The organism is Acidaminococcus timonensis (genome assembly GCF_900106585.1).
Classification (GTDB): domain Bacteria; phylum Bacillota; class Negativicutes; order Acidaminococcales; family Acidaminococcaceae; genus Acidaminococcus; species Acidaminococcus timonensis.
The window spans coordinates 973,286-985,351 of the sequence record NZ_FNWH01000006.1 but is presented as its reverse complement, the minus strand read 5'-3'; the positions used below and the strand labels follow the sequence as shown (position 1 = coordinate 985,351).

Genomic DNA, 12,066 nt, shown 5'->3' with positions numbered 1-12,066 from the left:
TCTATGGAACCGAACCAAAATCCGTCCTGGCAGGGCGGGAACAATCCGTATCTTGATGGGAACGGGCAGCCGGACCCGGATCCGTATGGCCAGCAGCCTCCTTATGATCAGCAGCCTCCTTATGATCAGCAGCCGGACCCGGGGCAGGATCCTTACGGCCAGCAGCCTGCCGAGCCGCAGGACGGCCGGGGAGGGACTGGCTGGCGGCCGGGTATGCCCCATATGGGTATGCCTTCCCTGCCTTCTTTTTCCCGTGACCAGAAGGAGCGGGAGAAGGCGGAAGCCCGGCGCAAAAAGAAAAAGAAGCACCTGGTGATCGGGGGCATCCTGGTGGCCCTGCTGGCCGGGGCGCTGGGCTGGTACGAGCTGTACTACATCCGCACCCCCCAGTATGCCGTGAAGCTGATCCAGCAGAGCGTGAACAAGCATGATATTCTGACCTTCCAGGAACACACGGATCTGCCCAAAGTGGTGAAAAAGGGCTACAAAGATGTGCGCCAGGCCCAGTGGGAGGCCGGCACCATCCCGGAATACACGGAACAGGATGAGGACGAGTACGAGAAGCATACCCAGGAGCTGATCCACAACGGGGTGCTGACTGGTGACTGGACCGATTCCTACCGAAAAACGGAGCCGGACAGGGCCCTGCTGGTGGACTGGACGGCCTTGAAGGTGAAGGACATCAAGCCGGGAGCCAACTATGGCCAGGATGCCCTGGTGAACCTGGACCTGGAGAACCCTTCGGTGGGAACGGACCAGCTGGTGCTGCACATGAGCAAGAATGAGAAGGGGAACTGGCAGCTGGTGGAAATCACCAACCTGAAGGCTTACTATGGCAAGATCCTGGCCAAAAACGGCAAGAAGGTGGACCCTGCCACGGCAGCTGGCGCCAAAGGTCTCGCCAAAACGGTGGTGGACAAGGCCGCCGGCAGCCTGGAGGATACCCCCCTGGCCCCGGTGGTGGACGTGATCCGGGACAAAGTGGACCAGGCCATCGACAGCACCGATACGGGTGAAGACAGCCAGACGACTTCCCAGGCCGGCAGCACGGGCCGGAAAACCGTCCAGAAGGGGAGCACCCTGCCTCCGGCGGTCCGGGTGCCGGGCAGCAGTGCCGATACCCTGCTCCAGCAGCGGGAAGCCCTGCAGAAGGCGCTGAACACGCCGGTGGTGGGCAAGGTGGTGAGTGTGCTGGTGGATCACCAGGATGAGATCATCGCCAAACTGAACGAGCTGGGCCAGGCGGCCGCCAATGGCCAGGTGGATCCCCAGCAGCTGGCAAAATACCAGGACCAGCTGCAGCATATCGGAAAGGTGCTGGATCTGTTCAGCAAGTTCTTCTAAAAAAGGCGCTGTGAAAAAATCATTCACAGCGCCTTAAATTTGCCAGCGTAAGCTGGCTTCCATCGGCTAGAGACTAGAGACTAGTGACAAAAACGAGTGCCGTTTTTGCGGCACTCGTTTTTCTTATTTCAGTTTTTCCAGCATCCCCGGGAAGGGGGCCAGGACCCTGGGGAGGATACCGTTCATGCAGGCGATGGCGATGCCATAGTTGGTCATGGGTACGTGCTGGCTGCGGGCGGACTGCTGGCGGTAGGCCACTTCCTGGGCGTTCAGCATGCAGGCCCCGCAGTGGACCACCAGTTTGAAGGGCGTCAGGTCATCGGGGAATCCCTTGCCGCTGCTGGTGCTGAACGCAGGCTGGGCCCCGGAGAACTTCCGGATCCAGTTGGGCAGCTTCACCGTGCCGATGTCGTTGCACTGCCGGTGATGGGTACAGCCCTCGGAAATCAGCACCCTGTCCCCATCCTTCAGCTTCTTCAGCTGGGCGGCCCCTTCCAGGTAGGACTCCAGCTGGCCCTTGTACCGGGCGAACAGGATGGAGAAACTGGTCAGCCGGATTTCAGGCGGCACCATCTGGTTCACCGTGTGGAACGCCTGGCTGTCGGTGACCACCAGGCTGATCTTCGTGCCCAGCAGGTCGATGATGGAGGGCAGTTCCTGGGGCTGGACCACAATAGCCTTGTGGTGGAAGTCCAGCAGTTCCCGGATCACCTGCTGCTGGGGCAGGATCAGTCGCCCTTTGGGGGCGCTTTCGTCGCAGGGCACCACCAGCACCACCAGGTCGCCGGGCTGCAGCAGGTCGTTCAGGATGGGCTTCTGGATTTCCTTGCCCAGGGCTTTGCTGAGCCGTTCTTTCAGTTCCCAGATATGGGTGTTCTCCGTGGCACTGACCACCATGGCATGGTCTTCCACCTCTTTGGGGGGCAGAAAGCCGGGGACCAGATCCCCTTTGTTGAATACCACCAGATAGGGGATCTTCCGGCTGCGGATCTCGGCCAGGAGTTTTTCGTCGAAGGGGGAAAGGCCCACCCGGGCGTCCACTACCAGCAGGGCGATATCCGTGCTGCGCAGGACCAGACGGGCTTTTTCGATGCGGCTCTGGCCCAGGTCGCTGTCATCGTCCATCCCCGGGGTGTCGGTGAGCAGGACGGGGCCCAGGGGCAGGATTTCCATGGCTTTGGACACCGGGTCGGTTGTGGTGCCTTTGTAGTCGGAGACAATGGCCAGATCCTGGCCGGTGATGGCGTTGATCAGGGACGATTTGCCGGCATTGCGGCAGCCAAACAGGCCGATGTGGACCCGTTCGCTGGAAGGGGTGGAGTTCAAAGAAGCAGGCATGGAAGGTTCCTCCTTACAAAAGAATTGCCGAACGATCAGCAATGCAGAATTATTATTGTTTGTTGTCATTATCATACAATAGAAAAGCCGGGTGTGCAAGAGGGGAAGGGGGGACACAATCGTCCCGGTCTTCTCCCGAAATCTCCCCTCTTGATTTTTCAGACAGTTTCCATGTATACTAATAAACGTTTGTAGGTTCCTACATAATTATATGCAATCACAGATCAAAGAAGTTGCGTTTAGATTGTACCAAGGGATGTGATAGGGTTATGGAAGAAATCTATTGTGCCGCATTGGCTGATCTTCTGGGACATGGAGCGGCCCGATGGGTGCCCCGGTTCCATGAGGCCTTCGGCTCCTACCAGGGGGCGTATGAGGCATCCCGGGCGGAACTGACGGCCCGGGGTCTCCTGGTGCCGGCTCTGGAACGATCCTGGGGCGGCCGGCGCTGGAAAAATCTGCCGGAACGGGTGTATGATTATACCCAGACCCATACGGTACAGCTCCTTACCCGCCAGAGCGCCGGTTACCCCGGGCTGCTGCAGCAGCTGTCCCTGCCGCCGGCCATTCTGTACGTAAAGGGACGCCTGCCTGACAGCGAACAGGGCCTGGCCATTGTGGGCAGCCGCAAGGCCACGGATTACGGCCTGGGGACGGCGGCTTCCTTTGGACGGGCGGCTGCCCTGGCAGGCATCCCTGTGTTCAGCGGCGGGGCCTACGGCATCGACGGAGCTGCCCACAGGGCGGTGGTGGAGGCCGGAGGCATCACTGTGGCCGTGCTGGGCGGCGGACTGGAAAAGCTGTACCCCAGCCGCCATCTGCGCCTGTTCGACCGGATCTGCGAGAAAGGGGCCCTGGTCACCGAGTTCGCTCCCTGGGAGCCGCCCCTGGCGCCCCAGTTCCTGCAGCGGAACCGGATCATCGTGGGCCTTTCCAAAGGGGTGCTGGTGGTGGAGGCGGGAGAGCGCAGCGGGGCCCTGAACACGGCCCATATCGCCCTGGACGAGAACCGGGAATTGTTTGCCGTCCCCGGACCCATCACCGCTGCCACCAGCCAGGGCACCAACGGGCTCCTGAAACAGGGGGCCCGCCTGGCGGACACCCCCGATGAGGTCCTTGCCTTCCTGCAGGACAGGGAGGAGGGCCTGCCCAAAAGGGACCGACCCCGGCAGCTGGACCTGTTCCCGGAACTGAAACCGGAAGAGAAACCCCGGGCCCGGGAGCTGATCGCCTGGCTGCAGAAACAGCCGGGCCAGACCCTGGATTCCCTGGCGGACGCCTTCCCCTGGCCCCTGGACCAGCTGAGCATGCTCCTGATGGAACTGGAGCTTGCCGGCCACATCCAGCGCACCAGCCGGAACCGTTATATAGCCGTTTAACACTTAGGAGGAAAAATCGTGACAAACAAACTGGTCATCGTGGAATCCCCTACCAAAGCCAAAACCATCGAGAAGTTCCTGGGCAGGACGTTCACCGTCCGTGCCTCCATGGGCCATTTGCGTGACCTGCCCAAGAGCCAGTTCGGGGTGGACGTGGAGCATGATTTCACACCCAAATACATCAATATCCGGGGCAAAGGTCCGCTGATCAAGGAACTGAAGACCCTGGCCAAAAAGGCCGACAAGATCTATCTGGCAACGGACCCGGACCGGGAAGGGGAGGCCATCTCCTGGCATCTGAGCTACATCCTGGGCGTGGATCCGGCGTCGCCCTGCCGGATTTCCTTCCATGAAATTACCCAGACCGCCATCAAGGGGGCCCTGAAAGAACCCCATGCCATCGACATGGACATGGTGGACGCCCAGCAGACCCGGCGGATCCTGGACCGGATCGTAGGCTATCAGCTGAGCCCGCTTCTGTGGCGGAAAATCCGCAAGGGCCTCAGCGCCGGCCGTGTCCAGAGCGTGGCCGTGAAGATCATCTGCGACCGGCAGAAGGCCATCGACGACTTCCAGCCCGAGGAATACTGGACCAGCTCTGTAACCCTGGCTCCGGGGAAGACGCCCAAAATCACGGCGGAAGTCACCAAAAAGGACGGAAAAAAGCTGGCCATCCACAACAAACAGGAAGCGGACCAGGTGACGGAGGATCTGAAGAAGGCCCGGTACCAGGTGACGGACTGTTCCGTACGGGACCGGCTGCGGAAACCGGCGGCGCCCTTCACCACCTCCAGCCTGCAGCAGGAGGCCAACAAGAAGCTGAACTTCTCCACGAAGAAGGTCATGATGCTGGCCCAGCAGCTGTACGAAGGGGTCACCCTGGGACGGAAGGGTTCTGTGGGCCTGATCACCTACATGCGTACCGACTCGGTGCACCTGGCCTCGGCGGCGGTGGCAGAGATCCGGGATTATGTGGGTGAGAACTACGGCGACAGCTACCTGCCCCAAAAGCCCAATGTGTACAGCAGCCGGAAGAATGCCCAGGAGGCCCATGAGGCCATCCGGCCTACCAGCGTGAACCGGACCCCGGAAGAGATGAGCAAGTTCCTGGACCGGGATCAGCTGCGGCTGTACACCCTGATCTGGAAGCGCACCGTAGCCAGCCAGATGGCCAGCAGCGTCAGCACCCTGACCACCCTCACCATCAAAGGGGACAGCTACGAACTGAAAGCCACAGGCTCTGTGGTGAAGTTCGACGGGTTCCTGAAACTGGCGGACCGGAAGGACGAGGAAAAGGACAAAAAGGTACCGGCCCTGGAGAAGGGGACGGAACTGAATCTGATCAAGGTGAACGAAGCGGTGCAGCACTTTACGGAACCGCCGGCGTACTTTACGGAAGCCACCCTGGTAAAGGAACTGGAAGAAAAGGGCATCGGCCGCCCCAGCACCTATTCCCCCATCATCCAGACCATCCTGGCCAGGGGGTACGTGGCCAAGGAAGGGAAGAAGCTGATGCCCACGCCGCTGGGGAACCAGACCATCGACATGCTGACCCATTATTTTTCCAGCTTCATCGATGTGCCCTTCAGTGCCCACATGGAAAGCGAGCTGGATGCCATCAGCGAGCACAAGACCGACAAGGAAACAGTGCTGCGGGAGTTCTACGTGCCCTTCGAGAAAGCCCTGAAAGTGGCGGACGCGGAGATTCCGGTGGTGGAACACAAGGACGAGGTCACGGACATCCGATGCGAGAAATGCGGCCGGTTCATGGTGATCAAGGAAGGGCGCCACGGCCGGTTCCTGGCCTGCCCCGGGTTCCCGGAATGCCGGAATACCAAGCCCATCCTGGTGAAGATCGGAGTCAAGTGCCCCAAGTGCGGAGGCGATCTGATCGAGCGGCACAGCAAGACCGGGCGGCTGTTCTACGGGTGCAGCAATTATCCCACCTGCCGGTTCGTCAGCTGGGACAAGCCCACTGACGAAAAGTGCCCCCAGTGCGGCAGCATGATGCTGGAACACCGGGAACGCAGCGGAAAGACCGTGCTCCACTGCAGCAACGAGAAGTGTCCCAATGCCAGTTTGAAGAAGAAATAAGGCGGGAAGGACAAAGATTTGTGTCCCCCGTGACGGAGACGACGAGAAGGAGTCTCCCAGTCCCGTGGAAAAGGGAAAAAGATTTGTGTCCCCCTGAAAGGGGGAAAGGACCCGCTTGCGGGTAGGGGGTTAGCACACGGGACAAACGAGAGCAGACAGTGTTACCCGTACGGTCGGTGTAAAAACCTATCCACCAGCCATAGGGCTGGTCCCCCTTCCCTTTCAGGGAAGGACAAAAGACTTCCCTTTTCCCCGGGACCAGGCTGTTCCTGTTCGTCACAGCCGTCGCGGGAAGGACAAAGAATTGTGTCCCCCTGAAAGGGGGAAAGGACCCGCTTGGCGGGTAGGGGGTTAGCACACGGGACAAACGAGAGCAGACAATGTTACTCGTACGGTCGGTGTAAAAACCCATCCACCAGCCATAGGGCTGGTCCCCCTTCCCTTTCAGGGAAGGACAAAAGACTTCCCTTTTCCCCGGGACCAGGCTGTTCCTGTTCGTCACAGCCGTCGCGGGAAGGACAAAGAATTGTGTCCCCCTGAAAGGGGGAAAGGACCCGCTTGCGGGTAGGGGGTTAGCACACCGGACAACTGGCAGCAGACGGTGTTACCCGTACGGTCGGTGTATAAACCTATCCACCAGCCATAGGGCTGGTCCCCCTTCCCTTTCAGGGAAGGACAAAAGACTTCCCTTTTCCCCGGGACCAGGCTGTTTCTGTTCGTCACAGCCGTCGCGGGAAGGACAAAAGACCTTCCTTTTTCCGCGACAACATAGACAGAAAGTGAGTAGATCCATGACCATCCATATTATCGGTGCCGGGCTGGCGGGCTGCGAAGCGGCCTGGCAGCTGACAAAGCAGGGCATCCCTGTGGTGCTGCACGAAATGCGGCCGGGCAAAAGCGACCCGGCCCACCATACGGCCCTGTTCAGCGAGCTGGTATGCAGCAATTCTCTGCGGGCCAACAACATTGAAAACGCCGTGGGCCTCCTGAAGGAGGAGATGCGGCAGCTGGATTCCCTGATCATCCGGGAAGCGGACGCCCACCAGGTCCCTGCCGGCGGGGCTCTGGCCGTGGACCGGGAAGGGTTCGCCCAGGGTGTCACCAGCACCATCCGGGAAAATCCGCTGGTCACCCTGGTGGAGGAGGAAGTGACCGACTACAGCCGGTTCGCTCCGGAAGATTACGTGATCACCGCCAGCGGCCCTCTGACCAGCGGCGCCCTGTCGGAAGCCATCCAGAAACTGGTCCAAAAGGACTATTTCCATTTCTTTGATGCGGCGGCGCCCATCGTCACCGTGGATTCCCTGGACCAGAGCAAAGTGTACAAGGCCTCCCGCTACGACAAGGGGGAAGCGGCCTACTACAACTGCCCTTTCAATCAGGAAGAATACCTGCGGTTCTGGCAGGCGCTGTGCCATGCGGAGACGGCCCCTGTGAAGGATTTCGAGCACAACGTGTTCGAGGCCTGCATGCCCATCGAGGAAATGGCCCTGCGGGGAGAGGACACCATGCGGTTCGGTCCCCTGAAACCGGTGGGCCTGCCCGACCCCCGTACCGGGAAGGATCCCTACGCCGTGGTGCAGCTGCGCCAGGACAACGGGGCCGGCACCCTGTACAACATCGTGGGCTTCCAGACCCATCTGAAATGGCCGGAACAGCGCCGGGTGTTCCGGATGATCCCGGGCCTGGAAAATGCCGAGTTCGTCCGCTACGGGGTGATGCACAAGAATTCCTACCTGAACAGCCCCCTGCTGCTGGACGCCGATTATTCCCTGCGCACCAACCCCCATTTCTACTTCGCCGGCCAGATGACCGGGGTGGAGGGCTATGTGGAAAGCGCGGCTTCCGGCCTGGCGGCAGGGATCTATGTGGCCCGGGCCCTGGCAGGCAAACCCCGGGTGGTGTTCCCGAAAGAGACGGCCATGGGCGCCCTGAGCCACTACATCAGCAATCCGGAGGTCAGACACTTCCAGCCCATGAACATCAACTTCGGCCTGATCGCTCCCTGGGACGGCCCCCGGATCCGGGGCAAAAAGGAAAAGAACGGGGCCATTGCCCGGAGAAGTTTAAAAGTTTTAGAAAATGTAAAAAAGAACTTGCATGATTAGTCTGAATATGGTAGTATGAAATTGTCGAGAATTCAATAAAATTCCTACAATTTGAGGCAGGCTATGGAAAGAAAGAAGGACCTGACACCACAACCCTTGAGGGATGGGGAAGCGGAGGCGTTTTTCACCTATCTGGAGGTGGAAAAGGACGCTTCGCCCCTGACCATTGTGAATTACCGGGATGATCTGCTCCGTTTCCATGAATTCCTGGAAACCCGGATGACTCCGGTGGAGTGGGGGAAGGTCCGTCTTTTGGATATCCGTGCTTACCTGGCGCAACTCCATGATCAGGGCCTTGCCCGCCGGACCATTGCCCGGAGGGTGTCCGCCCTGCGTTCGTTCTACCGCTTCCTCAGGCGGGAGGGCCATATTCCGGCCAATCCCTTCCTGAAGGTGCGGACGCCCAAACTGGAAAAGAAGCTCCCTGTATTTTTGGAAGAGTTCGAAATCGATCTGCTGCTGCGGCTGCCGGACCTGACCACGGTCCTGGGACGGCGGGACCGGGCGATTCTGGAATTCCTCTATTCTACAGGGTGCCGTGTTTCGGAACTGGTGGGACTTATACTGACCCGCCTGGATTTGGGCAACCGGTACGCAGTGCTTATGGGGAAAGGCCACAAAGAACGGCTGGTCCCCCTGGGCCATCCCTGTGTGAAAGCCCTGGATGCCTATCTGAGGGAGAGCCGCCGGGTCCTGATGGAAAAGTACCGGGTGCCGTCTCATGCTTATGTTTTCGTCAACAGCCGGGGTACTCCGCTGTCAGCAAGGAGCGTACGGAGAATCCTGGACAAATACGTGGAAATGGCTGCTCTGCAGAAACACATCAGCCCCCATACCATCCGGCATACCTTTGCCACCCATCTGCTGGATCACGGGGCGGATCTGCGGGCGGTGCAGGAACTTTTGGGGCATGCCAGCCTGTCCACGACACAAATCTATACCCATGTAACCGCAGAGCGGCTGACTGCGGTTTATGAGAAACATCATCCAAGGGCCTAGGAGGGACTACTATGTTAGCGTTACTGGAAAAAACGAGAGCGATCAACAAACTGCTGCAGAACACTGAAACCGTCAGCTATAAAAAGATGGCGGAAGTTCTGAAGGATGTCATCAAGGCGAATATCTACATCGTCTCTGAAGACGGGGAACTGCTGGGATATTCCATCCTGGACGGTTTCGAATGTGAACTGATGATCAAGAAAGTGCTGGATGTGGGCCGGTTCCCGGCAGAATACGTGAAATGGCTGGAAGGCATCCGGGAAACTTCTTCCAATTATCGTCTGGTGAAGAATATGTGCGCCTTCAGCGAAGGCACCAAATGCCTGTTTGAAAGCAAATACACCACAGTGGTCCCCATCTTCGGGAACGGGGTCCGTCTGGGCACCCTGATCCTGGGCAAATTCAAGAAGGAATTCGTGGACAGCGACCTGCTGCTCAGCGAATACGCGGCCACCGTCATCGGCATGCAGCTGCTCCATGACAAGGCCATGCACATCGAAGAAGCCAGCCGCAAGAAGGCCATGGTCCAGATCGCCTTCAGCAACCTGAGCTACAGCGAACTGGAAGCCATCTCCGAAATCCTGAAGGCACTGCCCGGGAACGAAGGCCTGCTGGTTGCCAGCAAGATCGCCGACCAGGCCGGCATCACCCGGAGCGTGATCGTCAACGCCCTGCGTAAATTCGAAAGCGCCGGCGTGCTGGAAACCGAATCCCTGGGGATGAAGGGAACCTACGTCCGCATCCTGAACGAATACCTGCGGGACGGGCTGAAGGAACACAAGAAGTAAGCACAAGAGAAGCAAAGGGACCTGGGGTCAGGCGGCAAAAGCCGTTTGACCCTTTTTCTGTATTATGATACCATGAGAAGAATCAAATCAATTTCTCACAGAAAGGACTTTCTGTATGCTGAATCTGGATGCTTCGGTGATCTATCGGATCCCGGCACTGCTGTTTACCATCACGGTGCATGAATATGCTCACGGAGCCATGTCTGACAGCCTGGGGGATCCCACCCCGGAAGCGGACGGCCGGCTGACCATGAACCCCCTGGCCCACCTGGACCTGATCGGGTCCCTGATGCTGCTGCTGGTGGGCTTCGGCTGGGCCAAACCGGTGCGGGTGGATCCCCGGTACTATACGGATCCCCGGACGGGGATGCTGAAGGTGGCCTTTGCCGGGCCGGGGAGCAACCTTCTGGTGGCCTTCCTGTCCATGTTCCTGCAGGTGCTCTTTGTGCAGTATTTCAGGGCGGGACGGGGCGTGATCCTGTTCCTGAACTGGCTCATGCTGTATAATGTCTGGTTTGCCTTCTTCAACCTGATCCCCATCCCTCCCATGGACGGGTACAATGTGCTGCGGACGGTGCTGCCCCTGGACAAGGCACTGGCCTATGAACGGCTGGTGGGGCCCTACTGCAATCTGATCCTGATCGTGCTGTGCTTCACGGGTATCGGGAATGTGGTGATCCAGCCCATCGCCACCCTGTACCTGTCGCTGTGCCAGGCCATCCTGGGCCTGTTCTTCTAAGGGGGCCCGGGACCATTGTACGAAATCAAACTGGCGGATTTCCAGGGTCCCCTGGATCTTCTGATCCACCTGATCGAAAAGGACAAGATTGACATCTATGACATCCCCATCGCTTCGGTGACGGAGCAATACATCGCCTATCTGAACGCCATGCAGGAGTACGACCTGGATGTAGCCAGCGAATTCCTGCTGATGGCGGCCCTTTTGCTGCAGATCAAGAGCCGGATGCTGCTGCCCAGGGATCCGGAGGAGGAAGAGGAGGAAGAGGCGGATCCCCGGCAGATGCTGGTGGATATGCTGGTGGAATACCAGAAGACCAAACGCCAGGCGGCGGCTCTGCGGGAGTGCCTGCAGGAGGCCAGCCTGCAGGTGGCCCGCAGGCCCCTGCCCCTGACGAAGAAGTACATGAAGGTGAAACGGTATGCCCTGGCAGATTTGCTGCGGGCGCTGACGAACCTGCTGCCGGCCCGGCCGGAGGAGGAACCGGTGATCCCCCGGCAGGAATTTCCGGTGCAGGAGAAGATGGAGGCCATCCGGGAGCAGCTGGCCGGGCGCACAAAGCCCCTGGCCTTCCGGAAGCTGATCCGCAATCCCCGCAGCCACAGCGAGACCATCAGCGTGTTCCTGGCTGTGCTGGAGCTGCTGCGGCTGAAGGAAATCGGCCTGGTCCAAGAGGCCCCTTTTGCCCCCATGTATCTGACGTCAAAGGAGGAACGGCACCATGGAACTGACGAAAACCGCTAAGCTGGAGGCCCTGCTGTTTGCCAGCGGGGACCCCCTGAGCCTGGAGAGGGCGGCCGCGGCCCTTTACTGCAGCACCGACGAGGTGGCGGATCTTCTGGAGGCCCTGCAAAGGGAGTACCGGAAGGAGGATCGGGGCATCGAGCTCCGGAAGGTGGCCGGAGGCTGGCAGCTGGTGACGAAGAAGCAGGCGGCAGGGCTGGTACGGCGGCTCCACGAAAAGCAGGAAGTGAAACTGTCCAGTGCGGCCATGGAGACCCTGGCCATCATCGCCTTCCGCCAGCCGGTGACCAAAAGCGAGATGGAGGCCATCCGGGGCGTGAAGGTGGACGGGGTGCTGGGCACCCTGGTGGAACTGGGCCTGGTGGGAGAAGTGGGACGGAAAGAAGTGATCGGCCGGCCCATTCTGTACGGCACCACGGAGGAGTTCCTGCAGGCTTTCGGGTTCAACTCCCTGGAAGACCTGCCCCGGCTGCCGGAAGAAGTGCTGGACGGCACGGCGGAAGGGCCGGAGCCATTGTTTAAGGAGTAGAATG

Annotated in this window: 10 protein-coding genes; 9 read left to right on the top strand and 1 reads right to left on the bottom strand. The window is 59.6% G+C overall.

Features of this window, described 5'->3' with window-relative positions; genetic code table 11:
• The first annotated feature begins 3 nt into the window (after positions 1 to 3).
• On the top strand, positions 4 to 1,344 hold the full coding sequence (locus BQ5462_RS08500; protein WP_071142903.1) for a hypothetical protein: 1,341 nt from the start codon (positions 4 to 6) through the stop codon (positions 1,342 to 1,344).
• A 123-nt stretch (positions 1,345 to 1,467) separates the two neighbouring features.
• Here the strand turns inward: BQ5462_RS08500 and hydF are convergent, their stop codons facing one another.
• The gene (gene hydF / locus BQ5462_RS08495; RefSeq protein WP_071142902.1) at positions 1,468 to 2,682 is read right to left on the bottom strand and encodes a [FeFe] hydrogenase H-cluster maturation GTPase HydF; all 1,215 of its coding nucleotides are present in this window, start codon (positions 2,680 to 2,682) and stop codon (positions 1,468 to 1,470) included.
• Between the two features lie 269 nt (positions 2,683 to 2,951).
• On the opposite strand from hydF, the gene dprA reads away from it, so the two are divergent.
• The 8 genes from dprA (at position 2,952) to scpB (ending at position 12,062) form a co-directional block, all read left to right on the top strand.
• Positions 2,952 to 4,061 (top strand): DNA-processing protein DprA, encoded by a 1,110-nt coding sequence (dprA, locus tag BQ5462_RS08490; RefSeq protein ID WP_071142901.1) that lies wholly within the window; start codon positions 2,952 to 2,954, stop codon positions 4,059 to 4,061.
• Positions 4,062 to 4,079: 18 nt separating this feature from the next.
• The gene (gene topA, locus BQ5462_RS08485) at positions 4,080 to 6,155 is read left to right on the top strand and encodes a type I DNA topoisomerase (protein WP_071142900.1); all 2,076 of its coding nucleotides are present in this window, start codon (positions 4,080 to 4,082) and stop codon (positions 6,153 to 6,155) included.
• Positions 6,156 to 6,946: 791 nt separating this feature from the next.
• Complete coding sequence (gene trmFO, locus BQ5462_RS08480; RefSeq protein WP_071142899.1) at positions 6,947 to 8,263, top strand: methylenetetrahydrofolate--tRNA-(uracil(54)-C(5))-methyltransferase (FADH(2)-oxidizing) TrmFO; 1,317 nt, start codon at positions 6,947 to 6,949, stop codon at positions 8,261 to 8,263.
• A gap of 63 nt (positions 8,264 to 8,326) precedes the next feature.
• A complete protein-coding gene (gene xerC / locus BQ5462_RS08475) occupies positions 8,327 to 9,262 on the top strand; it encodes a tyrosine recombinase XerC (RefSeq protein WP_071142898.1) in 936 nt (311 codons plus the stop codon).
• 11 nt (positions 9,263 to 9,273) lie between these two features.
• Positions 9,274 to 10,050 (top strand): GTP-sensing pleiotropic transcriptional regulator CodY, encoded by a 777-nt coding sequence (codY, locus tag BQ5462_RS08470; protein WP_071142897.1) that lies wholly within the window; start codon positions 9,274 to 9,276, stop codon positions 10,048 to 10,050.
• A 115-nt stretch (positions 10,051 to 10,165) separates the two neighbouring features.
• Positions 10,166 to 10,789: a site-2 protease family protein gene (locus tag BQ5462_RS08465; protein WP_071142896.1), complete on the top strand. Its 624-nt coding sequence runs from the start codon at positions 10,166 to 10,168 to the stop codon at positions 10,787 to 10,789.
• Between the two features lie 15 nt (positions 10,790 to 10,804).
• Positions 10,805 to 11,533, top strand: a complete 729-nt coding sequence (locus tag BQ5462_RS08460; RefSeq protein ID WP_071142895.1) for a segregation and condensation protein A — start codon at positions 10,805 to 10,807, stop codon at positions 11,531 to 11,533.
• The gene (gene scpB, locus BQ5462_RS08455; protein WP_071142894.1) at positions 11,511 to 12,062 is read left to right on the top strand and encodes an SMC-Scp complex subunit ScpB; all 552 of its coding nucleotides are present in this window, start codon (positions 11,511 to 11,513) and stop codon (positions 12,060 to 12,062) included. Before BQ5462_RS08460 ends, scpB begins: the two co-directional genes overlap by 23 nt.
• Positions 12,063 to 12,066: the final 4 nt, after the last annotated feature.